At 32.2% G+C, this 26337-nt stretch carries 24 protein-coding genes and 1 pseudogene; 14 read left to right on the forward strand and 11 right to left on the reverse strand.

What is annotated here, in order from left to right; genetic code table 11:
* Nucleotides 1–12 precede the first annotated feature (12 nt).
* On the reverse strand, nt 13–567 hold the full coding sequence (locus DM397_RS04105) for an RNA polymerase sigma factor (RefSeq protein ID WP_111376326.1): 555 nt from the start codon (nt 565–567) through the stop codon (nt 13–15).
* 274 nt (nt 568–841) lie between these two features.
* On the opposite strand from DM397_RS04105, the gene lon reads away from it, so the two are divergent.
* From lon to DM397_RS04145, 8 genes are all read left to right on the forward strand, one after another.
* Nucleotides 842–3295 carry an endopeptidase La gene (gene lon / locus DM397_RS04110; protein ID WP_111376327.1) on the forward strand — a complete coding sequence of 818 codons (2454 nt, stop codon included), beginning with the start codon at nt 842–844 and terminating at the stop codon, nt 3293–3295.
* A 164-nt stretch (nt 3296–3459) separates the two neighbouring features.
* The gene (gene porQ / locus DM397_RS04115) at nt 3460–4479 is read left to right on the forward strand and encodes a type IX secretion system protein PorQ (protein WP_111376398.1); all 1020 of its coding nucleotides are present in this window, start codon (nt 3460–3462) and stop codon (nt 4477–4479) included.
* 106 nt (nt 4480–4585) lie between these two features.
* Nucleotides 4586–5191 carry a murein L,D-transpeptidase catalytic domain-containing protein gene (locus DM397_RS04120; RefSeq protein WP_111376328.1) on the forward strand — a complete coding sequence of 202 codons (606 nt, stop codon included), beginning with the start codon at nt 4586–4588 and terminating at the stop codon, nt 5189–5191.
* Between the two features lie 42 nt (nt 5192–5233).
* On the forward strand, nt 5234–5926 hold the full coding sequence (cmk, locus tag DM397_RS04125) for a (d)CMP kinase (RefSeq protein WP_111376329.1): 693 nt from the start codon (nt 5234–5236) through the stop codon (nt 5924–5926).
* A 70-nt stretch (nt 5927–5996) separates the two neighbouring features.
* Entirely contained in the window at nt 5997–7373 is a 1377-nt protein-coding gene (locus tag DM397_RS04130) for a nucleoside permease (RefSeq protein ID WP_111376330.1), read from the forward strand.
* 65 nt (nt 7374–7438) lie between these two features.
* Nucleotides 7439–7966, forward strand: coding sequence for a hypothetical protein (locus tag DM397_RS04135; protein ID WP_142479069.1), 528 nt, complete (start codon nt 7439–7441; stop codon nt 7964–7966).
* A gap of 400 nt (nt 7967–8366) precedes the next feature.
* Nucleotides 8367–10142, forward strand: a complete 1776-nt coding sequence (gene rpsA / locus DM397_RS04140) for a 30S ribosomal protein S1 (RefSeq protein WP_111376332.1) — start codon at nt 8367–8369, stop codon at nt 10140–10142.
* Nucleotides 10143–10283: 141 nt separating this feature from the next.
* Complete coding sequence (locus tag DM397_RS04145; protein WP_111376333.1) at nt 10284–12977, forward strand: DUF7619 domain-containing protein; 2694 nt, start codon at nt 10284–10286, stop codon at nt 12975–12977.
* Nucleotides 12978–13097: 120 nt separating this feature from the next.
* On the opposite strand, the pseudogene DM397_RS24210 reads toward DM397_RS04145, so the two are convergent.
* The 3 genes and pseudogenes from DM397_RS24210 to DM397_RS04160 all read right to left on the reverse strand — a co-directional run bounded on the left by DM397_RS24210 (nt 13098) and on the right by DM397_RS04160 (nt 14722).
* A pseudogene (locus DM397_RS24210) lies at nt 13098–13626 on the reverse strand (ExbD/TolR family protein).
* Between the two features lie 12 nt (nt 13627–13638).
* On the reverse strand, nt 13639–14163 hold the full coding sequence (locus DM397_RS04155) for an ExbD/TolR family protein (RefSeq protein ID WP_111376334.1): 525 nt from the start codon (nt 14161–14163) through the stop codon (nt 13639–13641).
* A 34-nt stretch (nt 14164–14197) separates the two neighbouring features.
* Complete coding sequence (locus tag DM397_RS04160; RefSeq protein WP_111376335.1) at nt 14198–14722, reverse strand: ExbD/TolR family protein; 525 nt, start codon at nt 14720–14722, stop codon at nt 14198–14200.
* Nucleotides 14723–14937: 215 nt separating this feature from the next.
* On the opposite strand from DM397_RS04160, the gene DM397_RS04165 reads away from it, so the two are divergent.
* The gene (locus DM397_RS04165) at nt 14938–15492 is read left to right on the forward strand and encodes a fasciclin domain-containing protein (RefSeq protein WP_111376336.1); all 555 of its coding nucleotides are present in this window, start codon (nt 14938–14940) and stop codon (nt 15490–15492) included.
* Between the two features lie 84 nt (nt 15493–15576).
* On the opposite strand, the gene DM397_RS04170 is transcribed toward DM397_RS04165, so the two are convergent.
* From DM397_RS04170 to DM397_RS04200, 7 genes are all read right to left on the reverse strand, one after another.
* Entirely contained in the window at nt 15577–16422 is an 846-nt protein-coding gene (locus tag DM397_RS04170) for an EamA family transporter (RefSeq protein ID WP_111376337.1), read from the reverse strand.
* Between the two features lie 63 nt (nt 16423–16485).
* Nucleotides 16486–16629 carry an SsrA-binding protein gene (locus DM397_RS04175; protein WP_111368963.1) on the reverse strand — a complete coding sequence of 48 codons (144 nt, stop codon included), beginning with the start codon at nt 16627–16629 and terminating at the stop codon, nt 16486–16488.
* A 142-nt stretch (nt 16630–16771) separates the two neighbouring features.
* Nucleotides 16772–18622, reverse strand: a complete 1851-nt coding sequence (locus DM397_RS04180; RefSeq protein WP_111376338.1) for a M56 family metallopeptidase — start codon at nt 18620–18622, stop codon at nt 16772–16774.
* Nucleotides 18623–18632: 10 nt separating this feature from the next.
* Nucleotides 18633–19001 carry a BlaI/MecI/CopY family transcriptional regulator gene (locus DM397_RS04185; RefSeq protein WP_008468912.1) on the reverse strand — a complete coding sequence of 123 codons (369 nt, stop codon included), beginning with the start codon at nt 18999–19001 and terminating at the stop codon, nt 18633–18635.
* A gap of 27 nt (nt 19002–19028) precedes the next feature.
* Nucleotides 19029–20630 (reverse strand): M56 family metallopeptidase, encoded by a 1602-nt coding sequence (locus tag DM397_RS04190; protein ID WP_111376339.1) that lies wholly within the window; start codon nt 20628–20630, stop codon nt 19029–19031.
* Nucleotides 20631–20638: 8 nt separating this feature from the next.
* The gene (locus DM397_RS04195; protein ID WP_066034576.1) at nt 20639–21007 is read right to left on the reverse strand and encodes a BlaI/MecI/CopY family transcriptional regulator; all 369 of its coding nucleotides are present in this window, start codon (nt 21005–21007) and stop codon (nt 20639–20641) included.
* A 166-nt stretch (nt 21008–21173) separates the two neighbouring features.
* Nucleotides 21174–22391, reverse strand: a complete 1218-nt coding sequence (locus DM397_RS04200) for an MDR family MFS transporter (RefSeq protein ID WP_111376340.1) — start codon at nt 22389–22391, stop codon at nt 21174–21176.
* A gap of 99 nt (nt 22392–22490) precedes the next feature.
* Here DM397_RS04200 and DM397_RS04205 point away from each other — a divergent pair, with 99 nt between their 5' ends.
* From DM397_RS04205 to DM397_RS04225, 5 genes are all read left to right on the forward strand, one after another.
* Nucleotides 22491–23090, forward strand: coding sequence for a DUF1684 domain-containing protein (locus DM397_RS04205; protein WP_111376341.1), 600 nt, complete (start codon nt 22491–22493; stop codon nt 23088–23090).
* Nucleotides 23090–23737, forward strand: coding sequence for a TatD family hydrolase (locus tag DM397_RS04210; protein ID WP_111376342.1), 648 nt, complete (start codon nt 23090–23092; stop codon nt 23735–23737). The genes DM397_RS04205 and DM397_RS04210 overlap by 1 nt, the downstream gene beginning before the upstream one ends.
* Nucleotides 23738–23835: 98 nt before the next feature.
* Nucleotides 23836–24549, forward strand: a complete 714-nt coding sequence (locus DM397_RS04215) for a tRNA threonylcarbamoyladenosine dehydratase (RefSeq protein WP_111376343.1) — start codon at nt 23836–23838, stop codon at nt 24547–24549.
* 190 nt (nt 24550–24739) lie between these two features.
* Nucleotides 24740–25402 carry an HAD family hydrolase gene (locus tag DM397_RS04220; RefSeq protein ID WP_111376344.1) on the forward strand — a complete coding sequence of 221 codons (663 nt, stop codon included), beginning with the start codon at nt 24740–24742 and terminating at the stop codon, nt 25400–25402.
* A 69-nt stretch (nt 25403–25471) separates the two neighbouring features.
* Nucleotides 25472–26314, forward strand: coding sequence for a DUF2911 domain-containing protein (locus DM397_RS04225; protein WP_111376345.1), 843 nt, complete (start codon nt 25472–25474; stop codon nt 26312–26314).
* Nucleotides 26315–26337: the final 23 nt, after the last annotated feature.

Consider the following 26337-nt stretch of genomic DNA (forward strand, 5'->3'; position numbering starts at 1 on the left):
TTCCAATTCATTTTATATCTCTTCCAATTTTTTTCTCAAACTATCTTTGGCTCTGCTCAAAGTCGTTCTGCAATTTGCGTATGTGATGTTTAAAATTTCGCAGATCTCTTCTTGATCATAACCTTCTATATAAAAAAGTGTCAGCACCATTCTGTAATTATCTTTCAGCTGCAGAATAGTATCCAAAACCTGTTTTACTTTTAGAGAGTTTAAGTCAATGTTTTCAGAAATAATTCCGTCGTTCTCTTCGATTTTATAAAGCTGTTTACTTAAATCTTCTACGTGAAAAGAGTTATTTTTCTTGTAAAAATCGATGCTATAATTGATGATTATTCTTTTTAACCATGCTCCAAAAGCCACTTCTTGTTTATAGTCATTGATTTTTGTAAAAGCTTTTAAGAAACCTTCCTGCATGACGTCTTGTGCAAAATGTTCGTCTTTTACAATACGAAAAGCCACATTATACATCGCTTTACAATAAAGATTGTATATTTCAAATTGCGCTTTTTGATTGTTGTTTTTGCAAAGCGCAATTAGTTCTTCGATATTTTGGTTGTTTGTACTCAAGTAGTGGCTTTTGGTTTTTTATAAGGACGGCACTTTTTTTTGTTTGTTACACTTTTATAAAATTAATTTTATTTTTTTTTATCTTATCTGGTAGAAAGTGAAAATATAATTTTTTAGAACTGACTTCTTTTGCTTTTGGCATAATGATTGTCTATTTTTATGCCCTATCTTGTAATTGAAAGACGAAACTCGTTTTCAGTAAAAACTTCAATAAGCAATACTCCTTTTACAGATAGCATAACAATTTTAATGACAAAACGACTTATATTTTATTATGTCAAACCATAAAATACTTACTATTGACAATCTGTCACTTCAAGAATTTGACTCAGAGGCAGAATTAATTCCATTGTTGACGCCAGAAGACGAGGAGGAAATGAACAATGAAGAACTTCCTGTTTCGCTTCCAATTCTACCTTTACGTAATACTGTATTATTTCCAGGAGTTGTCATTCCAATTTCTGCTGGAAGAGATAAGTCTATTAAACTAATTAATGATGCTAACGCAGGCGGAAAAATTATTGGTGTTGTATCTCAAATTAATGAAGAAGACGAAGATCCGTCAAAAGATGATATTCATAAAGTAGGAACTGTAGCGCGTATTTTACGTGTGCTTAAAATGCCTGACGGAAACGTTACGGTTATTCTTCAAGGTAAAAAACGCTTTGAAATTGACGAAGTTGTTGCTGAAGAGCCATATATGACAGCAACAATTAAAGAAGTTGCTGAAGATCGTCCAGATGAAAATGACACTGAGTTTACAGCTATTTTAGACTCTGTAAAAGAATTAGCGATTCAAATTATCAAAGAAAGTCCAAATATTCCTTCTGAAGCTACTTTTGCGATTAAAAACATTGAAAGCCAGTCGTTTTTAATCAATTTTGTGTCTTCAAACATGAATTTATCTGTAAAAGAAAAGCAAGGACTTTTATCGATAAATGGATTAAAAGAACGTGCTTTAGAGACTTTACGTTATATGAATGTTGAACTTCAAAAATTAGAATTGAAGAATGACATTCAGTCAAAAGTTCGTTTCGACTTAGATCAGCAGCAAAGAGAATATTTCCTTCACCAGCAAATGAAAACCATTCAAGAAGAATTGGGTGGTGTTTCTCAGGAAGAGGAAATGGACGAAATGGGGCAGAAGGCGAAAACTAAAAAATGGGATGAGAAAACTCAGAAACATTTTGAAAAGGAATTGTCTAAAATGCGTCGTATGAATCCGCAATCTCCTGATTTTGGAATTCAAAGAAATTACTTAGAGTTGTTTTTAGAATTGCCTTGGGGCGAATATTCTAAAGATAAATTCGATTTAAAACATGCTCAGAAAATTTTAGATAAAGATCATTTCGGACTTGATGAAGTTAAGAAAAGAATGATTGAGCATTTGGCAGTTTTGAAATTGCGAAATGACATGAAATCACCAATTATATGTTTAACAGGGCCTCCGGGAGTTGGTAAGACTTCTATTGGGCGTTCTGTGGCAGAAGCATTAGGCCGTGAATATGTTCGTATTTCTTTAGGAGGCTTACGTGATGAAGCGGAAATTCGCGGTCATAGAAAAACGTATATCGGAGCGATGCCAGGGCGTGTCATCCAGAGCTTGAAAAAGGCAGGAACATCAAATCCTGTGTTTATTCTAGATGAGATTGATAAACTTTCAAACGGAAATAGTGGTGATCCATCTTCTGCTTTATTAGAGGTTTTAGATCCAGAGCAAAACAATGCTTTCTACGATAACTTCCTTGAAATGGGGTATGATTTATCTAAAGTAATGTTTATTGCGACTTCAAATAATATGTCAGCGATTCAGCCTGCTTTACGTGACAGAATGGAAGTGATTAAAATGTCAGGTTATACAATTGAAGAAAAAGTTGAAATTGCTAAAAGACATTTGTTTCCAAAACAATTGGAGGCTCACGGTTTAACGGCAAAAGATTTGACTATTGGCAAAAAACAATTAGAAAAAATCATTGAAGGTTATACAAGAGAATCTGGTGTTCGTAACTTAGAAACTAAAATTGCTCAAGTGATCAGAAATGCAGCGAAATCTGTTGCAATGGAAGAAGAGTATAACAAAAAAGTTACAGATGAAGATGTTGTAGCAATTTTGGGAGTACCAAGATTAGAGCGTGATAAATACGAAAATAATGATGTTGCTGGTGTGGTAACAGGTTTAGCTTGGACAAGTGTTGGAGGAGATATTCTGTTTATTGAATCTTTAATTTCTGAAGGAAAAGGTTCATTGACTATTACAGGAAATCTTGGAACTGTAATGAAAGAATCTGCTACAATTGCTTTAGAGTACATAAAAGCAAACGCTAAGAAATTGGGCATTAGTACAGAATTATTTCAAAAATATAACATTCACTTACACGTTCCGGAAGGAGCAACTCCAAAAGACGGGCCAAGTGCTGGTATTGCAATGCTTACTTCATTGGTTTCTCTTTTAACTCAGAGAAAAGTGAAGAAAAGTCTGGCGATGACAGGAGAAATCACGTTAAGAGGAAAAGTACTTCCAGTTGGCGGAATCAAAGAGAAAATCTTAGCTGCCAAAAGAGCTGGAATTAAAGAAATTATTCTTTGCCACGAAAATAAAAGTGATATTGATGAAATTAAAGCTGAATACTTAGAAGGTCTTTCTTTTCATTATGTAAAAGAAATGAGCGAAGTTCTAGCAATCGCTTTGACTGATCAAAAAGTTAAAAATGCTAAAGATTTGAAATAAACGTCATTTAAAATTCTAAAATACTTAAATTCCAAATTCCAATTTTCCTATTGGAGTTTGGAATTTTTTATTGGAATTTATTTAGTGCATAGTTTTATTTTAAGAGGTATATAATTTTATATTTGCAGTTGCGTTATTCCCAAATAGGTGCGCCAAAAAAACAAATGCTTAGAAAAGTTGTTTTATTTTTTGTAATCTTAATTTGTTCGTACTCTTTCGGACAAGTTGGAGGGCGTTACACCTATCAATTTTTAAATCTCACCACTTCACCAAGACAGGCCGCATTAGGAGGAGATGTTATTACAATATATGACGAAGACGTTAATCAGGCCATGTCGAATCCCGCACTTATAAATGCAGACATGGATAATCATTTGGCATTAAATTATGGAAGTTATTATGGTGAGGCCTCTTATGGTACAGCATCGTATGCTTATACTTATGATAGGCATCTTCAGACTTTTTATGCCGGCGTTACTTACGTGAATTACGGTACATTTGAAGGTTATGACGAAAACGGTCAGGCTACTTCTAATTTTACAGGAAGCGAAGGTGCATTATCATTTGGATATGCTTATAATGTTCCATATACAGACTTCTATATTGGGGCAAGCGCTAAATTGATAACATCGTCTCTTGAAAGTTATAATTCGATTGGAGGTGCTCTTGACTTGGGCTTTTTGTACGTGAATGAAATGAATGATATAAATTTTGCTCTTGTATTTAGGAATATGGGAACGCAGTTTACGACGTATTCGGGAATTAAAGAAAATCTTCCATTTGAAATCGTAGCTGGTATTTCACAAGAATTAGAACATGTTCCTATTCGCTGGCATCTTTCGTTGGAAAATCTTCAACAATGGAATATCTCTTTTTCGAACCCTAATCGCGGAGAAACTAATATTGACGGAAGTACAAATCCAGAAAAGGTTTCTTTTGTAAATAATGCTTTGAGGCACGTTGCTTTTGGTGTGGAGCTTTTTCCTAAGAAAGCATTCAATTTTCGTATAGGATATAATTTTAGAAGAGGAGAAGAGTTGCGAGTAGAAGAACAGCGCAATTTTTCGGGTGTCTCATTAGGTTTTGGTTTAAGAATGAATAAATTAAAGTTTAATTATTCATATTCAAGATATACATTAGCTGCTAATACAAGCCTTTTTGGTTTAACATTAAATTTCCAATAATTACAAAAAACAATTCTATTTGGTCTTATTTATGGCGGTAAGTTTTTTTTATAGAATCAAAACTTTCTTTTAAGTAAGAGGAAGAAAAATCTCTAATAATCATTTAATGAAAAAAGTAATTATCATATGTCTTTTTGCTCTTGTGATTTTAGTAGGGTATTTTATAGTTTCGGATAAAAATAAAGTTGATTTACCAGCTTCTGACTACAAAAGAGTTGAAACTCATGTTGCCGATATAAAGAAGCTAATTCATGCGAATACGAAATACAATGATAAAATTGCTTTTTTTATAGATATGAAGATTCCTTCGGGTAAGAATCGCTTTTTTGTTTATGATTTAAAAGCAGATAAAATTATAGGCAAAGGTTTGGTTGCACATGGTTCTGGTTCTGAAACCGGGAAAGAAGGAAAACTTCGCTTTAGCAACATTCCAAATTCATTAAGCACTTCATTGGGAAGATATTCTATCGGAAACCATTATTACGGAAAGTTCGGAAAGGCATATAGGTTGTACGGGTTAGATGAAACAAATAATAATGCTTTTAAACGAGATATTGTTTTTCATTACTATTATGATGTTCCATATGAAGAGAAAGATGGCTACATTTGCAATAGCCATGGCTGTCCTATGGTTAATAAGAAATACTTTGAAAGAATAGCTCGGTTAATTGATGGTTCCAAATCGGATATTTTAATGAGTATTTATTATTAGAACAAAAAAGCTTTAAAAGAATAAAAATTTAAAAATAAAAAATTGAAAAAAATTACCATTGCTATCGACGGATTTTCATCTACGGGAAAAAGTACTCTTGCAAAACAATTGGCAAAAGAGCTAGAATATGTTTACGTAGATACAGGAGCGATGTATCGTGCCGTTGCGTATTTTGCTATGCAGCATAATTTGATTGGAGCAGAATTTTTTAAGAAAGAAGCCTTAATTGAGGCATTAGCAGATATTAAACTTGAATTTAGATTTAATGCTGATTTAGGTTTTGCAGAAATGTATTTAAATGGTGAAAATGTGGAGAAACAAATTAGAACTATTGAAGTTTCTAATTTTGTTAGTACTGTGGCGGCAGTTTCTGAAGTTCGTGCCAAATTAGTAGAACAACAGCAGGAAATGGGAAAAAACAAAGCCATTGTAATGGACGGCCGTGATATTGGTACCGTAGTTTTTCCTAACGCAGAACTTAAAATCTTCATGACTGCAAGTGCAGAAACTCGTGCTCAAAGACGTTTTGATGAATTACAGGCTAAGGGTGATAATGTTTCCTATGAAGAAGTCTTAAAAAATGTAGTAGATAGAGATTATATGGACACACACCGTGCCGATTCTCCTTTGGTAATTGCTGATGATGCAATAGAAATTGATAATTCTTACTTAAATAAAGAGGAACAATTTGCAGCTGTTTTAGAATTAGTGAATGATGTTGTTAAAACAATATAATTTTTTGTAGATATTATTTTTAATGGTAGTTTTACCGCTTCATTTTTTACTTTAAAGACAATTTCACTATATGGGAATTAAAAACAGGTTAATCTTTATGAGCTTTCTTCAATTTTTTGTTTGGGGAGCCTGGCTTATAACAATTGGAAATTATTGGTTTGGAACCAAAAATTGGGAAGGAACACAATTTGGTTTAGTATTTGGAACCATGGGAATTGCTTCTTTATTTATGCCTACATTAACCGGAATTATTGCCGACAGATGGGTAAACGCTGAAAAACTGTATGGAATTCTTCATATTTTGTACGCAGCTGTTTTATTTGGAATTGCACAAGTTACAACACCAGACACTTTTATTATTGTAATGCTTTTGGCAATGTGCTGTTATATGCCAACAATTGCTTTAAGTAACTCTATTTCTTACACTTCGCTTAAATTGAATAACAAGAATATTGTAAAAGATTTTCCGCCAATACGTGTTTGGGGAACAATCGGTTTTATTGTAGCGATGTGGATTACTAACCTAAGCGGAAGTAAGGCCACGGAATATCAATTTTATATTGCAGGAGTTGGAGCCTTAATTTTGGGAATTTATGCTTTTACATTGCCAAAATGTGAGCCGCAGCGTTTGATTAAAGAAAATGCGACTTGGATTGAAACTTTTGGTTTAGAATCTTTCAAGCTGTTTGCAAACTACAAAATGGCTTTGTTTTTTGTTTTTTCTATGTTTTTAGGAGGAGCACTTCAATTGACAAATGCTTATGGAGATGTATTTTTGGATGAGTTCAAACATTTTCCAAAATACGCAGATTCATTTGTAATTAAATATTCGACTATTATCATGTCGATTTCTCAAGTTTCTGAGACGTTATTTATTTTGGCTATTCCGTTTTTCTTGAGACGTTTCGGTATCAAACAGGTTATGTTGATTAGTATGCTGGCTTGGGTTTTACGTTTTGGATTGTTTGCTTTTGGAGATCCTGTAAATGGCTTATGGATGATTATCCTTTCGTGTATCGTTTACGGAATGGCATTTGATTTCTTTAATATTTCAGGTTCTTTATTTGTAGAAAGCAATACAGATTCTAAAATTCGTTCTTCTGCGCAAGGTTTATTTATGATGATGACCAATGGAGTAGGAGCGGTTTTAGGAAGTTTGACTTCTGGCTGGGCAATTGATCGTTTTTTTACAAAATCGTTTGCTAATACAACAGAATTAGCTGGATTTTTACAAACGGATGCTTCAAATGAAAAGATGGTAGAATTTGTAAAAAGCCAAGGAAATTCAATTTCTGCAGATGGAATTTTTACAAATCCGATTTTAATGAAAGACTGGCATACTATATGGCTTTCGTTTGCGCTTTATGCTTTGGTGATTGCAATTGCTTTTGCTGTTTTGTTTAAACATAAACATGATCCTAAGGAGATTGAGAATTTGAGTCATTAAAAAGATATGCCAAACCCAACAATAATTTGTTGGGTTTGTTTTTTATAACTTCTGGAAATAAATTTATGAAATTTGAAATAGCGTTTGATAAAGATGTCTACAATAAACAAATGGATTTATTGTTTGATCTTGCTTGGAAAAGAAAGAAAGACTATTATAAAAACACTCAATATCTTGGCGTTGTTTTAATGATTATTGGTGTTCTTCTGATTTTTAATAGACCAAATGTTTTTGGAGCTGGTTATTTTTTTCTCTTTTTTGGCTTATCTAATCTTTTGCCATTTGTGTATTATTTTTTTAAGATAAAAAATGAATATAAAAAACTAGGAGATGCTAAAATAAAAGAAATTGAAATTTTAAATGATTCTATGAACTCTAGTTTTGAGCTTAGTGATGATTCGTTGATAATTACAATTCAAGAAAAATCAAAAATTATTAATTGGAATGAGTTTGTGACTTTTGTAATAAAAGATGAGAGTTTAATATTAATTACGAAAGATTACATGCCTTATATTTTAGATGAAATCGAAGTTGGGAAAGAAAATTTTCAGAAAATAATTTCATTTGTTGAGAAGAAAATTGAAATCGTATAAATCTTTATCAAAGATAGTTACACATAGTAAACCAGACAGGTTTTTAAAACTTGTCGGGTTTCGCTTTTTAAGGTTCTTATGAAAACAAAAAATTCTAACCTAGCCCCGATAGAAGTGGAAATCCTTTTGTGACGGTCCCGATAGCTATCGGGAGGCACAAAAGATTGCAACGGATAGCGGGACTAAACGTCTTTTGGAACCTCAAATCTTCTGCTTCTTAATAATCAACTGATAATCATATCGGTTTTGTTTTGTTAATTCAGAAAAATGTATTAATTTTGCAGTCCTTTTGGCAGAGAAGAGTTTCCATTAGGAATCAACCATTTATGTAAAACAACTTCTGTATTTTCTATCGCATAGAGAAACTCGAGAAAAACAGAATACAAATTTTTTTATCAGCATGTCTGAACAAACAAAATCACAAGAAGAGTTTTTAGCAAATTTTAACTGGCACAACTTCCAAGAAGGAATCGATGCAGTAGATGAAAAAAACTTACAAGAGTTTGAAGAACTAGTATCAAAAACTTTCATCGCTACAGATCAAGAAGAAGTAGTTGAAGGAGTTGTAGTTAGAATTACAGATAGAGACGTTATCGTTGATATCAATGCTAAATCTGAAGGTGTTATTTCTTTAAACGAATTTCGTTACAACCCAAATTTAAAAGTAGGTGACAAAGTAGAAGTATTAATCGACATCCGTGAGGATAAAACAGGTCAATTAGTATTATCTCACAGAAAAGCACGTACTATCAAATCTTGGGATAGAGTTATTGCAGCTAATGAAACTGGAGAAATCGTTAACGGTTTTGTTAAATGTAGAACTAAAGGAGGTATGATTGTTGACGTATTCGGTATCGAAGCGTTCTTACCTGGATCTCAAATTGACGTTAAGCCAATTAGAGACTACGATGTATATGTAAACAAAATGATGGAATTCAAAGTGGTAAAAATCAACCACGAATTCAAAAACGTAGTTGTATCTCATAAAGCTCTTATCGAGGCTGATATTGAAGTACAGAAAAAAGAGATCATCGGTCAATTACAAAAAGGACAAGTATTAGAAGGTGTTGTTAAAAACATTACTTCTTATGGTGTGTTCATTGACTTAGGTGGTGTTGACGGATTAATTCACATTACTGACCTTTCTTGGAGCAGAATCAACCACCCAAGTGAAGTTCTTGAATTAGACCAAAAATTAAACGTTGTAATCCTTGATTTCGATGATGAGAAAACAAGAATTCAATTAGGATTGAAACAATTAAACGCTCACCCATGGGATGCTTTAGATGCTAACTTAACTGTTGGTGATAAAGTTAAAGGTAAAGTAGTTGTAATCGCTGATTACGGTGCATTTATCGAAGTTGCTGAAGGTGTTGAAGGTTTAATCCACGTTTCTGAAATGTCATGGTCAACTCACTTACGTTCTGCTCAGGACTTCGTGAAAGTTGGAGATGTTGTTGAAGCAGTTATCTTAACTCTTGACAGAGAAGATCGTAAGATGTCATTAGGTATCAAACAATTGACTCAAGATCCATGGACTGACATTACTTCTAAATACCCAGTAGGTTCTAAACATACAGGTATCGTTAGAAACTTCACAAACTTTGGTATTTTCGTAGAATTAGAAGAAGGAATTGATGGATTAATTTACATCTCTGACTTATCTTGGACTAAGAAAATTAAACACCCATCTGAGTTTGTAAACGTTGGTGAAAAACTTGATGTTGTAGTATTAGAATTAGATGTTGAAGGACGTAAATTATCTTTAGGTCACAAACAAACTACTGCTAATCCTTGGGATCAGTACGAAGATTCTTTCGCTGTAGGAACTATCCACAACGGTGAGATTTCTGAAATCGTTGACAAAGGAGCTACTGTAGAATTCGGAGATGATATCGTTGCTTTCATTCCTACTCGTCACCTTGAAAAAGAAGACGGAAAGAAATTGAAAAAAGGTGATACAGCTGATTTCAAAGTAATTGAGTTCAACAAAGAATTCAAAAGAGTAGTTGCTTCTCACACTGCTATCTTCAGAGAAGAAGAAGAGAAAAACGTGAAAGCTGCTGCTGAAACTACTACATCTGCATCTACAAACGCACCAGCTGCGACTTTAGGTGACAACAATGATGTATTAGCTGCTTTAAAAGCTAAAATGGAAAAAACTGAGAAAAAATAATTCTTAGCTTTTTTATAAATAGAAAGTCCCACAGTAATGTGGGACTTTTTTTGTTTCATACTTTTTGTTTTTAGAATATTTTAACAAAAAAAGTTGTGTTATTCTGTTAAAAAACTATTTTTGTTTTAAAATTGACTTTTTATGAAAAAACATTACTTTTTGATTCTTCTAGTTAGTCTTTCGAACTTTTTGAATTCGCAAGTTATTAATATTCCTGATGCTGCAATTAAGAAGATGCTGCTTAGCGCAAATGAATATCAAAGCATTGCAATGAATTCAAGTGGCCAAAATATTAAAATTGACACGAATAATAATGGTGAAATAGAAGTTGAAGAGGCGTTGAAGGTCTCTATGTTACGGTTTGATTTTTCCAATACTAGTTTGTCGAATATCCTTGATTTTACAGGAATAAATAAATTTACATCATTACATGTCCTATCTTTTAGAAAGATTTGGGCATCTACAGTTGATTTGAGAGAATTGCTTGATCTCGAAGAAGTGTCTTTATACGATTCTAGTATTAGCTCTTTAGATGTTAGTGGTTTAAAAAAACTTATTAGATTGAGATGTCCATTAAACGGCATAAGTAATATTGGTTTAAATAGTTGCGACGCATTGAAGGAACTAACAATTTATGGTAATAATTTATCAACTTTGGATGTAAGTAGTTGTGAGAAGTTAGAAAATTTAAACTGCTCGAGTAATCTACTCACTTCATTAAATGTAGAAGGATTGGCTTATCTTAAAGAGGTTTCGTGCAATCAGAATAAAATACGTTCTTTTAATTTTGGAAACACATCCAATATCGAAACATTGTATTGTGAAGAAAATGGTATGACAACATTAGATGTTAGCATGTTAAGTAAAATTAAATATTTATACTGCTCAAAAAATGAATTAGTTTCTATTAATATTAAGGAGCTAAAAAATCTTCAGACTTTTAATTGCAGTGTAAATAAGTTAATTTCATTAGACGTAACATCTTTGACAAACCTATCTTACTTTTATTGTGGCGATAATTTACTCTCAACATTGTTTGTTAACAATTTAACGAATCTTGGGGTCATCGATTGTACTCAAAATAAACTTACATCATTAGATTTAACAAATTTAGTTAAGCTCACACGTCTTGAATGTAGTAAAAATGAAATTACAAGTTTAGATTTCAAAAGTATGAATAGTGAATATAATGATTTTGTATTATTTTGCGCTCAAAACAAGTTTTCTACATTAGATTTAAGTAGCTTAAAACGTATTTCAAGTCTCTACTGTCCATATAATCCCCTACTAGAAACTATTAATATTAAAAATGGAGGAAAATATCCTGATAATGACACTAATCTTGACTTTTCAAACAACCCAAATTTAAACTATATCTGTCAAGATGATAATGAAATCTATTTAGTACAAGACCAGATTCAAAAATATGGATATAAAAATTGTACTGTTAATAGCTATTGTTCATTTGTTCCTGGAGGGAAAATATATATAATTGATACTAAAAATAGATTTGACACCAATAATAATGGATGTGATGAACTAGATATTGTATTTCCAAATCTCAAGTTAAAAGTTTCAGGTGAAATAGGTTCTGATAATTATTTTTACAACAATTTAGGTACTAGCTCAATTCCTGTTCCAGAGGGAAATTATACGTTGACTCCTATTTTAGAAAATCCCGATTATTATACAGTTTCGCCCGAAAGTGTAGTGATAGATTTTCCTAGTCAAGTAAGTCCTTTTAAACAAAGCTTTTGTGTGATTTCAAAAGGCTCTCATACTGATTTAGAAATTTCTATTTTACCGGTTACAACTTCAGTTCCTGGTTTTGATAGTAAATTTAAAATTGTTTTTAAAAACAAAGGGAATTTTACCCAATCGGGTACGGTTAAATTTAAGTTTAATGATGCTGTTCTGGATTATATTTCCACAAATATTATTTTTTCGACTCACGTTGGCAATGATATTTCATGGAACTTTTCTAACTTACTTCCATTTGAAAGTAGAGAAATTGACGTTACATTTAGACTTAATAAGCCGACAGATACACCAGCATTAAATAGCGGAGACGTTTTAAATTTTACAGCCGAAATTTTATCACAAAGTAATGATGAAACACCTAATGATAATACCTTTACTTTAAATCAAACAGTAGTAGGTTCTTATGATCCAAATGACAAGATTTGCTTAGAAGGTGAGGTAATCACGCCAAGTTTAATAGGCGAGTATGTGCATTATATGATTCGTTTTGAAAATACAGGAACATATAAAGCACAAAATATCGTAGTGAAAGATATGATCGATTTATCTAAATTTGATATTTCTACTTTAGTTCCAACGAGTTCAAGTCATTCATTTGTTACTAAAATTTCAGAAGGGAACAAAGTGGAGTTTATTTTTGAAGGAATTAATCTGCCTTTTGATGACGCTACTAATGATGGTTATATTGCTTTTAAAATAAAGACGAAACCCACCTTAAAAGTGGACGATTCGTTTACTAACGACGCAAATATTTATTTTGACTATAATTTCCCGATTTTAACTAATAAAGCAACTTCGACTTTTAAAAGTACTTTGACAACTCAGGATTTTGATTTTTCTAATTATTTTGCTTTATATCCAAATCCAAGTAGTCAGATTTTAAATATTTCAAAAACTGAAAATATAGATATACAGTCATTTGAAATTTATGATGTTTTAGGACAAATAGTACTTGCGATTCCAAATGCAAAAATAACTTCTAGTATTGATATTTCTAGGCTTAGAGCAGGTAATTATTTTATAAAAGTAAAATCAGATAAAGGAAGCGCGAGTATGAAATTTATTAAGAATTAAATAGAAAGTCCCACAGAAATGCGGGACTTTTTTGTTTGTAATGATTTAGATTAGAGTTATTTCACTATTGCCACTTCGAGAGGAATCGAAAATCTTTTGAAAAAAAAATATTTTGTGATGTTAATTTGAAGCTAATAATTTTGATTCTTCTGGTGTAAACTGAGGGACAATTGCATAAGAAGTTATATTAGCAATTCTCATTTCATCTAATATATCTACTAAATTGCCATAATTTGAGTTTTGTGTTGGTTTTATAATGACCGTTATTCCTCTTCCTGGCCTACCAAGTCTTGCTGAATATTCTAAGCTCATTTTATTTTTTTCCATTAGTTCTTGTCGAATTCCATGTTTGCCGTAGTTAGTTTCTTTAGGTGCTTGTATTAGGAAACGCTAATAAGCCATGATAAGTTATTATTTTGTTATTCTTGTCAAGCAATAAAGTCACTACTAGATTGTCATCGGGCTTATTACAATCTGGTTCAGGACCGCAGCCGCTACGACCAGAATATAGTTCCATAATTTTAGGTTTCGACAATTCTCCAACCACCATAAAAAATATAATCAATAAAAATGAAACGCTAACCATAGCGGTTAAATCAACTCTAGAATTCAACTTTCTGCTTCTGACTTTTTGAGGTAGGTTTTTCATAAGGCTTAGTTATTAATTTGAAGCTAATAATTTTGACTCTTCTGTGCTAAATTCATCAACTATTGAATAGGTTTCAATTTTGGTAACTTTCATTAGATCGAGTATATTTACTAAATTGCCGTAGTTTGATTTTTTACTCGGCTTTATTATTACAATTATACCATTCATTGGCTTTCCTACTGAAATCATATAATTATGAACTTCTTTCTTTTTACGGAATACTTCTTGGGTGATTTCATTTTTCCCAGATTTAAATTCCTTTGGTGCCTCCATTGAAAATTCTAATATTCCAGAATAAGTTATTATTTTATCGTTTTCGTCTAATAATATAGTATAAACCCGATCAGCTTTGATACATGCATGACTCCATCTGCATACATCTTTTTCAGGTAAAGCGAGATCCATTACTTTGGATTTTGATAATTCTCCAACAACCATAAAAAAGATAATCAGTAAAAAAGATACACTAACCATTGCAGTTAAATCCACTTTTGAATTTAATTTTCTGCTTCTGACTTTTTGAGGTAGATTTTTCATAGTTTTTTTGAGTTAGAGTTGTGACACAATTGAATTAGTTTGAGGCCAATAATTTTGATTCTTCAATAGTAAAATCGTTTACTATTGAATAGTTTTCAATATTGGCAATTTTCATTTCGTCTACTATATTTACTAAGCTTCCATAATTTGAATTTTTACTCGGTTTTATAATAACGATTACTTCACTCGTTGGTTTTCCTTCGGAGGTCATATAATCATGAACTTCTTTCTTTTTACGGAAGATCTCTTGCCTGATCTCATTTTTTTCAAAATTAAACTCTTTTGGCTCCTCGATTGGAAATTCTAACAAACCTGAATAAGTTATTATTTTTCCATTTTTATCTAACAATATGGTATACAATCGATCCGTTTTGACACATACGATATTTTCTAAATAGACATAATTTTCGGGGAAAGAAAGATTCATCGTTTCAGGCTTTAATAATTTCTTAGCACCCATAAAAAATACAATCAATAAAAAACATACACTGACCATTGCGGTTAAATCAACTCTAGAATTTAGCTTTTTACTTCTAATTTTTTTTGAAAGATTATTCATGGTAATACAGTTTTGTTTTTAAATTTAATAATAAAATCAAAGCAAAATTAATGTGTTCTTAATATTTTTTGAAAATATATTAGAATGTTCTAATGTCTTGGTTTGCCTAGGATTTGAGTGCTAGACTATCGTTTTTTATATTGAATAAATTTTTAGTTGAAAACCAAAACAAGTTTATCGCCGTAAATGACCTTATAACTTAAAATCATTTATATATGAAAACTAGAAAATTTTTAACCGTAGCAATTTTAGCTTTAGGATTTGCATTTACATCTAATGCGCAAAAATCGGTAATGGTTGGTGGTGCAGCGATGTATCCAAATAAAAATATTATTGAGAACGCTGTCAATTCAAAAGATCATACGACTTTGGTTGCTGCAGTAAAAGCAGCCGATCTAGTTACGACTTTAGAAGGAAAAGGTCCTTTTACCGTTTTTGCTCCAACAAATGAAGCTTTTAATAAATTGCCAAAAGGAACTGTTGAAACATTACTTAAACCAGAGAATAAAAAAATGCTTCAAAATATTCTGACTTATCATGTTGTTGCAGGAAAATTGAATGCTTCGGATATTGCAAAAGCAATAAAAGAAGGCAAAGGAAAAGCAACTATAAAAGCGGTAAACGGAGGAACATTAACAGCTTGGATGAAGGGAAAAGACTTGTATATTAGCGACGAGAGCGGAAATAAAGCTAAAGTTACCATTGCCGATGTAAATCAGTCAAATGGCGTCATTCACGTTGTAGATGCGGTTTTACTTCCTAAAAAATAACGAATTGAAATTACAAGTATAAAATTCCAAATTCCAAGATTTACATTTGGAATTTGGAATTTCATTTTTGATTATTTTCTAAACTTATTTTTTTGCAGTCAAAGTACTTCCTGCAGAAGCAATAACAACGCAGATTACAGCGAGAATTTCATAAAAGTTTAAACTCTCTTTTAGAAAAATAAAAGCACAGATAGAAGCTGCTGCTGGTTCTAAACTCATTAAAATGCTAAAAGTACGAGGCGGAAGTTTTCCTAAAGCTTTCATTTCTAAGGTAAACGGAATAGCACTTGATAAAAGGGCAAGAGCAATACCCATTCCAAATAGTTTTGGCGTAAGGTTGTTTAGTCCATTTTCTAGAAAACCGAAAGGAAGAACTAGAAGCGCAGCAAATAACATTCCTATAGTTACAGCATCGCCATCATTCATTATTTTTGAAACTTTACCTCCTAAGACGATGTAAGCACTCCAAAAAGCTCCAGCCAAAAGAGCGCATAAGATTCCAAAAGAATCTAAACGATTATTTGTCCAAGGTGCAATTAGCAAGATGCCAATTGCTGCAAGTAATACCCAGCAATAATCAACCAAGCGTTTAGAACCTACTATTGCAAGTATTAGCGGGCCAACAAATTCTAAGGTTACAGCTAGGCCAATTGGAATTCTTTCTATAGCGAGATAATAAATTAAATTCATAGCACCCAATGATAAACCATAAGGAATTACAATTTTCCACTGTTTTGCTGTTATGATTTTTAAATTTGGTCTGTAAGCTAATAATAAAATTAATGCTGAAATGCCAATACGCATTGATGCTGTGCCTGCTGAGCCTATTGTTGGGAAAAGTGTTTTTGCGATGGCCGCACCGAATTGAACGCTGATAATTGCTAATAATACTGCTGGAACAGGAGATAGACTGATTTCTCTGTTTTTCATAAAAAAATAAGACAGAATACTAAAAAGCTTATTTCTGTCGGATAAATAAAAATGTATTCTAAATTAATTGCCCAATGCCTTTTTTGTAACATAGGCGCGATAACCAATAATTGCCATTTGCCATTTCTTTGCTTTAGAAATATCCAGACCTTGTTTGGTAAAGCTTGGCAAAAGTAGTTTATTTAGTTTAGCTAATAATTTATACATGGTAGATTTGTTTCGGCAAAGATACAAAAAAAAGACTTTGTGTTTGAAGCAAAGTCTTTTAGCAGTAAAATGTAAAGTATTTAAATTCTGAAAAACCAGCGTTTTTGAGTGCTGGTTTTTTCTATGTTTCAAAATAATGCGATTATGCTTTTTTGTTTTGTTTTTCCATTTCTTTCATGTCTTTTTCATGCTGTTTCATATCTTTCTCATGTTGTTTCATGTCTTTTGCATGTTGCTTCATGTCTTTGGCATGCTGTTTCATATCAAGTTCATACTGTTTCATGTCTTGTTCGTATTGCTTCATGCTATTTTCATAGTCTTTAGAATCATCTCCAAAGTTAAATTTAAAGTCATAGTTAAATTTTTCCATGTTTGCACTAAACTTTTCCATAGCAATTTCATACTTAGCCATTTCTTTCTCATAAATAGCTTCTCTTTGAGACATAATAGTTTCAATTTGTTTCTCATATGCATCCATCTGAGGTCCCCATGCTTCCATTTGTTTTTCAAAAGCTTCCATGTCTTTTTCAAATTTAGCCATAGCAATTTTATCTTTTGGATTTTTAGGAGCAACTGGAGGTTTTGGCATTTTTGACATGTCAACTGCAGGAGCAGGAGGCAGTGGTCCTGAAGGAAATGAAGGCGGTGTTGGAGGTGTTGGAGGAACGATATCTCCATTACGAACGATAACTTTTTCGTTTCTGATAATTATTGGTGTTCTAAAATTTTTATCAGTATTGATAACAATAGCTTTGGCTCCATTTTCATCTGTTCCAATAGCCAACTCACAATCTTTTATGGCTTCGTCTCCGTCGATCTTTATAGTTTGTTTTTTGCCAGAATCCGATTTTACTTTGATCTGAATTGCAGTTAATTCTTCTTTAGTATTTCTTTTTACATCAGAAATCTCAACATCAAGATTATGATTTGTTTTTAACTTTCCAGGAAGTTCGTTTAATTCCTTGTCGGTTGTATTTTTTGTTATTTTGATGGTTTCATCAGAATCTTTGATGGTATCTCTTTGAATAACAGCTTCATTTTGTTTCTTTTCCTGTGCAATGGTCTTTATCTGAAATAAAAGAACAAATGCACCAAGAGCAGGAATTACTGCCGAATATTTCCAGTAGTTTCTTTTCTTTGATTGATTTTTGTTTAACATGACAATTCGTTTTTTGATTAATGATTGATAAAAATGATTGGTGATTGCAACACAAGTTTCATGCGTTGTGATTTTTAAAAGTGTGTACTGATACGCTTTTTTGTCTGCAATTTTCTTAGAAGCTTCACTGTCAGCAATAAATTCTAGGTTTTGCAAAATTGCTTTTTTATAAAGCCAAACAATTGGATTGAACCAAAATAGGATGCAGAAGATTCTCGAAATCAAAACATCGACTGTGTGTTTTTGATCGCTGTGCACTTTTTCATGTTCCAGAATATTCTCTAATTCTGCAGCTGTATATAGTGATGAGTTATATACAATGTAATCGAAATAGGAGAAGGGAGCAATGTTTTCATCTACATCAATGAATTTAAAATCATTTTGATGTTCAATTTTCTTTCCTTTCAAAACAGAGTTTAAGCTGTAAAAATCTAGTGCAAATTTGATTAGAAAAGCCAAGAAACCAATTCCATAAACTACAGCAAGAACTAAACTCCAATTGATTTCAAAATTTTCCTCCTCAACAACCGTAACCGTCGTTGGTTTGTATTGAGGTGTGTAAACAATGGCATCTTGACTTGAAATTGGAATGTTTTTTATAGCATTTTCCGTAGTTGTTATAATTGGAGCAGGAGCAAGTGCAGGAGGTGCTTCAATCCAAATCACTTTGGTGTAAACTACAAAAGGCAGTACAATAGAAGTAATTAAACCAGCAATTAGAAACCATCGGCTGCTGTTGAAAAAAGTCTCTTTGCGAAGTAAAAAAATGTAAGCAAAATAAAACATTGCTAATAACCCGCTTGATTTTAAGATAAAAATGAAAAGTGCTTCCATATTATTCTGATTATTTACCTTCTTTTGGATTTTCGATCATATCTAAGATTTCTCGTAGTTCGTCTGCTGAAATTTTCTCTTCTTTAGCAAAAAAAGAAACCATGCTTTTATAAGAACTATTAAAATAATTATCAATTGCAGTACTCATAAAGCCTTTTCGATAATCTTCAATGCTTACAGCTGGATAATACTGATGCGTATTTCCGAAAGCATTGTGCGCAACATAACCTTTCTCTTCCAGATTACGAACAATGGTCGACAAAGTGTTGTAATGCGGCTGATCTTCTAAAATCTCTGCTTGAATTTCTTTTACAAAAGCCTTTTTTAGCTTCCATAAAATATGCATGATTTCTTCTTCTTTGTTGGTTAGTTTTTGCATTTTTTCTATTTAAAAATTAGAAACGAATTATTTCTTGGTTACAATTTCGATTACTCCGTTTGAAGCTTTATCTCCATATTGTTCAGTCGCATTAACTCCATTTAAAACATTTACAGATTCAATATCTTTAGGTTTAATGCTATTATAATCAAAACCAGAAGGCATTTCTTCACCGTCAACAATTACAAGTGGGCTAGATGCTTTAACATTCGTTTTCGTGCCATTTGAAACAGCAACAGTTGTGCCTCCAGTTGTAATAACTTTAGTGTTATTATCTTTATTTATGATTACAGTAGTGCTAATATTTGAATTAGTATTACTGTCAGTTTTTGTACTAGTAATAGAATTAGTGTTAACATGGGTTTCTGTATTAGTAATTGTATTTTTAACTTCTGAATTGTTTGCCTTTTCATTTAAAGCAACTTTTTGACTTACAGCGCTTTTTTCATCATAGGTTTTGATACCAGTTCTTTTTGCGCCATTTTTTCCAGTAACAACAACTATCCCGAAATCTTTAATGGCAACTTTTCCGCCTGTTTGGATAGATTGAGATTTTTGATTCTCATAAGCTATTTCAACTTTAAGTGAAGTTAGCTGATTTGCTGAGTTTCTTTTGACTCTAGAAGCTTCAAATTCAACATTGTGCAACATTTTTAATTGCGTTTTGATTCTTTTTAGCTCTAAATCAGTAGTGTTCTTTTGAATGGTGTAAACATCAACGGCTTCAATTTCGGTAGATGCTGATTTTACAGTTTGTGGTCTTTCTTTTGCAATTACTTCAATTTGAAATAATAATACAAATGCAGCAAGTGCTGGGATTACCGCATAATACTTCCAAGAATTTCTTTTGTTTGATTGATTTTTGTTTAACATGACGATTCGTTTTTTGATTAATGATTGATAAAAATGATTAGTGATTGCAACACAATTCTCGTGTGTTGTTATTTTTAAAAGCGTATATTGATAAGCTTTTTTGTCTAAAAGTTTTTTCGCTGCCTCGCTGTCGGCAATAAATTCTAAATTCTGAGTTATTGCTTTTTTGTAAAACCAAACAATTGGATTAAACCAGAAAATAATGCTGAATATTCTCGAAATCAGCACATCGAATGTATGATTTTGATCGCTGTGCACTTTTTCGTGTTCAATTATGTTTTCCAATTCTGAAGCTGTGTACAGTGATGAGTTGTACACGATATATTCAAAATAGGAGAAAGGAGCAATGTTTTCGTTTATATCTATGAATTTGAAATCGGCTTGCTGTTTGATTTTTTTTCCTTTAATAATGGAATTCAAACTATAAAAATCGATTGCCAATTTTATTAGAAAAATTAAAAGACCTAAAGCGTAAATCCCAAGAAGGAAAAAGTTCCAATTAAACTCTGAAGATTCGTCTTGAGATGTGTTTGATACGAAATTCTGAAAATCGGTATCAAATTGTGGAGCCGCATTTATCCATATTACCTTCGTATAAGTTACTAATGGTAAGATTGCTGATACAATTAAACCAGACAAAAGAAACCATCTGTTGCTATTAAAGAATGTTTCTTTGCGAAGTAAGAAATAGTATGCGCAATAAAACAAAAGCATTAAACTGCTTGATTTGATAATATAGATGAAAAGTGCTTCCATAATCTGAATTATTTATCTTCTTTTTTATTTTCGATCATCGATAAAATTTCGCGTAATTCATCTGCTGAAATTTTTTCTTCTTTAGCAAAAAAGGACACCATGCTTTTATAAGAACTATTAAAGTAATTATCGATTGCGGTTTTCATAAATCCTTTTCTGTAATCTTCAATTGGTACAATCGGAAAGTATTGATGTGTGTTTCCGAAGGCATTGTGCCCAACGTATCCTTTTTCTTCCAGATTACGCACAATAGTAGATAATGTGTTGTAATGTGGCTGGTCTTCAGTTATTTCAGCTTGAATTTCTTTTACAAAAGCTTTTTTCAGCTTCCATAAAATCATCATAATTTCTTCTTCTTTGTTTGTTAACTTCTGCATCTTCTTTAATTTTAATTCAAACCTACAACTATTTTTTTAGTTACGCAACTATAAAAATAGTTATTTAACTAAAAATTAAGTTTGATTTCGATTTTAGACGCAAAAAAGCAATTCAAATTTAATGGTAATAAATTGAATTATAGTGTTTTAAAAAGTTAAAAGTTGTTTAGGAAGCTTTTGGGTTAAGTAAAGCATTTTTAATCCAGATACAGCATCCTGTCGCAAGAACACCCATGCAGGCCATAAAAAGCCAGTTGGTTTGATAGCCAAATCGGGTAATAATCTCGAAGCCGAGTTTAGAACTCACAATATGAGCAAGACTAAAACTCATGGTATAAAGTGCCATGTATCGTCCTTCTTGTCCGCGCGGTGCACGACTTAGCGCAAATGCATTGGAAAACGGGAAAGTGAGAACTTCACCAATAGAAATACAAACCATGCTGACAACCAATATTCCTGCCCAGAAATTAATAAGAAGTAAAAAGAAACTCGATGCCATTACAAAAGAGCCAACTATTATAATTCTAATTTTAGGAAAAGCTTTTCGCTCTAAAAATCCAACAGTTGGCATTTCTAGAGAGAAGATCAAAAGACCGTTTAAAGTCATTAAAAGACCTGTTTGAAATTCGCTTAAGCCAAATTTTTCATTATGATATAAAGGTAGAGTAGTAAATAACTGGAAGAAAATCATAGCTGTAATAAAACTAACGAATAAGAAAACCCAGAAAATTTTATCATGAAAAACCGATTTTACATCGGTAGCGCTTTCTGCTTTATCGTCGTGAGTAGCTTTTTTCTTTTCCTTTACGAGCAGAGCGAAAATAGAGATTGAAATAATACAAGAAGCACCGTCGACCCAAAACAAACCTGAATATCCCATTCCCATAATAATTAAACCGCCAAGGGCAGGTCCCGCTGCAAAACCTAAATTTACAGCAAGGCGTACAAGTGTTAGAGCGCGAGTTCTATTTTCTGGTTTAGCATAAGCTCCAAGAGAAACAAACATTGCAGGTCTAAACATATCGGCAATGGTCATAAGAACAAACATTGCTACGCAAAGTGCCCAAAAAGTAGTAATATATTGTACGAAGAAAAGAGAAACACCGCTTGTAAATAAGCTAAAAATCATAATCTTATAGAACCCTATTTTATCTGATAGTTTACCTCCAAGCCACGATCCCAACATTGACCCAAAACCAAATGCAACCATAATCCATCCCACTTGATTGTACGAAAAGTGAAGATCTTCTTTCAAATATTTTGATAAAAAAGGAAGAACCATTGTTCCAGCGCGGTTGATAAAAGTGATGATGGCAAGAATCCAAACTTCTCTGGTAAAACCTCGAAAGTTGTTAATGTAGTGAGTTAGGGCGTTTTTAAGCATTTTGAGTGATAGATTATCGTCACAAAGTTAGGAAACTTTGTCTCGTTAAGTGGTTGTTGTTTTGTTACTTTTGAACTATTTTTGCATAAAATTTCTAAAATGAAAACTATAAACGCCGTAGCTTTATTGTTGGTTTTTAATTTTGCTTTTGCACAAAAAAAGTTTAATAAAGCTGATGTACAAAAATTTCAAAAGAAAATCAATTCGGAATTTGCTGACCCTAAGACAAGTCCGTTGATGGCTGAAGATCTAAAAACTTTTAAAAGCTTAGATTTTTTTCCTATTTCTGAAACGTATTTTGTTAATGCGACTTTAGTAAAAGCTAAAGGGGGAAAAGTTTTTGAAATGAAAACTTCGGGAAAATATACTCCAAAGTACATTAAATATGGAACCTTAAACTTCAAAATAAACGGAAAAGCGTTTCAACTTGCCGTTTACCAAAGTTTAGATCTTATAGTTCAGGAAAAATATAAGAATCATTTATTCTTGCCTTTTTCAGATTTAACAACTGGTAAAGAAAGTTACATAGGCGGTCGTTATATTGATTTAGAAATTCCAAAAGGAAATACAATTGCAGTAGACTTTAATCAAGCATATAATCCGTATTGCGCTTATAATTACAAATATTCTTGCCCGCTTGTACCGCAGGAGAATGATCTGAAAATCGAAATTAAAGCTGGTGTAAAGACCTTTCATTAATGGAATATTTTAATCTTCATACGCATCAATTTACCAATCAATCAGATGTTTTAGAATTGGTTAATCAATATCCAAAAGATTTTGATGCGTCAATTCCATTTTATTCGATAGGAATTCATCCTTGGTATATTGACGAAAATAGGCTTAATGAAGATTTGAAAATTATAGAGGAAAAACTGCAAACCAAAAACTGTTTGGCAATTGGCGAATGCGGATTGGATAAAAGAATAGAAGTCTCATTTGAGTTACAGGTTTCTATTTTTGAAAAACAATTGGAATTAGCAGAAAAATATAAAAAACCTGTAGTGATTCATTGCGTTGCCGCTTTTCAGGAAGTCTTGGCAATTAAGAAAAAAATGAAGATAAATGTTCCCATGATTATTCATGGTTTTTCTAAAAATAATCAATTGGCTGAGCAATTAATAGCTGCTGGATTTTATCTTTCATTTGGAAAATATTTATTGAAAAATCCAGATTTGAAGTCGGTTTTTCAAAATGTTCCAAATGATCGTTTTTTCTTAGAAACGGATACTATTGAAGAATCAATTAAAGAAGTTTACGAATTGACTTCTGAATATAAAGGACTAAAAATAAAAGAATTAGAAGAGATTATTTCAAGTAACTATAGAAGTGTGTTCGAATTGTAAAACATGATTTGTCAGGCTGACAACAAGAAAAACTTGAAACATTAAACTTGAAACATTAAACTTGAAACAAAAAGAATAAAAACAACAAAAAAGAATATATGGCAGAATGGACAGAAAGAGCTGAGCTTTTGTTTACTAAAGAAGGATTAGAAAATTTACAAAAGTCTAATGTTTTAGTCGTTGGACTAGGAGGAGTTGGATCTTTTGCAGCTGAATTTTTAGCAAGAGCAGGAGTAGGAAACATGACAATTGTAGACGGAGACGTTGTGGATATTACCAACATTAACCGTCAATTGCCAGCTTTGCATTCAACAGTAGGTCAGCCAAAAATTAAAATTGTAGGAGATCGTTTAATGGATATTAATCCAGAATTAAATCTAACTCGTGTTCAAGAATTTCTTTCTCCAGAACGTGCTTTTGAGATTGTTTCTCCAGAATTTGATTATGTTTTGGATTGCATTGACAGTATTACTCCAAAATTAAATCTGATTATTGCTGCAAAACGCAAAAGAGTAAAAATCATTAGCAGTATGGGTGCTGGTGGAAAAATGCAGGCTTCAAAAGTAAAAGTAGCGGATATTTCAAAAACAATTAATTGCTATTTCTCTAAAACAATTCGCAAGCGTTTAAAAGAAGTAAAAATTAATAAACTGAAAGTAGTTTTCTCTTCTGAAATTCAAGACGAGAAAAGCTTAAAATTAACAGACGGTAAAAACTTCAAAAAGTCATTCTACGGAACAAACAGCTATATGCCAGGATTATTTGGTTTGCATGCCGCAGAAACGGTGATTAGATATTTGCTTAAAAAGTAAGGTTCTGAGATGCTAAGATTCTAAGGTGCTAAGGTTTTTTAGCAGCTAGACTGAATCTTATTTTTCTGAACCTTAAATAATACAACTGAAAACGAACTTTGTCAAAGTTTTAAACTTTGACAAAGTTAAACACAAAAGAAAGAAACCTTAGAGCCTTTGCCTCTTAGAACCTTAGCACCTTTAAAAAAAAATGATTAAAACAGTAATTTTTGATATGGATGGCGTGATCGTTGACACGGAACCCGTTCATCGTTATGCCTATTATTTACAATTTTCAGAATTGAATATCGAAGTTCCTGAAGAAATGTATACCACATTTACAGGATTTTCAACTCGAAATACATTTCAGACTTTAAAAAGTTATTTTCCTACTGTAGAGCAGGAAGTTGAAGATCTGATTCAGAGAAAAAGAACCATTTTTAATGATGCTTTTGATACTAAAGAAGATTTATATCTTTTAGAAGGTGTGGAAGATCTGATTAAAGATTTGTATAACAATGGCATACAATTGATTTTAGCTTCATCGGCATCAAAAGTTACTATTGATCGCGTTTTTACGAGATTTAATCTTCATCAATATTTTACACATATTGTGAGCGGTGAAGATTTTCCGCAGTCAAAACCAAATCCAGCTATATTTATTCACGCAGCTTCATTGTCTGTTGCTCCAAAAGAAGAATGTATTATCATTGAAGACAGTACAAATGGGGTAAAAGCAGCAAAAGGTGCCGGAATTTATTGTGTAGGATACAAAAGCGAACATTCTCATCTTCAAGATTTGTCTGAAGCTGATTTAGTTATAGAACATTTTAACGAATTAAATGCTGAAAAAATATCACAGCTAAAGGGTTGAATTATAGAAAATTTAACATTTGTTCCCTGATTGAATTTGTAAATTTGAATAAAAATAAAACTTAAAATAATGAAAAAAATACTTATTGCTTTAGCCCTGATCTTAGGACCATTAGCATCAGAAGCACAAGTAAAAACACCGCAAGCAAGTCCAAAAGGATATATTAAACAAACTGTTGGTTTAACCGATGTTGAAGTTACGTATTCAAGACCGGGAGCAAGAGGAAGAGCTGTATTCGGAAATTTAGTTCCATTTGGAAAACTATGGAGAACTGGAGCTAACGAGAATACAATCATTAACTTTAGCGATGATGTTATAATTGACGGAAAAACGCTAAAGAAAGGAAAATATGCAATCTATACAGTTCCTAGAATCGAAAGCTGGGATATCATTTTTTATCTTTCTACAGACAACTGGGGGTTGCCGGAAAACTGGAGTGACGCTTACGTAGCTTTAAAAACTACTGTAAAAGAAGAGGCTTTGCCAACTCCTGTTGAAACATTTACAATCGGAATTAACGGTTTAGATCCAAATTTTGGTTATTTAGATATTTCTTGGGAAAACTCTCATGTTGCTTTAAAATTTGAAGTTCCAACTGCTAAAATTGCTACAGCAAGTATCGACAAAGCTTTGGCTGGTCCAACTTGGAATGATTATTTTGCAGCATCTCAATACTTATTCCAATCAAACGGAAACATTGAAACTGCTAGAAATTATGTAGACAAAGCTCTTGATATGAGTTCAGACAAACCTTATTATGTTTCAAGATTAAAATCTTTAATCCAAGCAAAACAAGGTGATAAAAAAGGCGCAATCGAAACTGCAAAAGCTTCTTTAGCATCTGCAGAAGCGGCAAACAACGCTGATTACGTAAAATTGAACAAAGACAGTATCGCTGAGTGGAGCAGATAAGTTTGTAAATTTTCAACATATAA

The sequence above is a fragment of the Flavobacterium nitrogenifigens genome (assembly GCF_003254565.1).
Lineage (GTDB): Bacteria > Bacteroidota > Bacteroidia > Flavobacteriales > Flavobacteriaceae > Flavobacterium > Flavobacterium nitrogenifigens.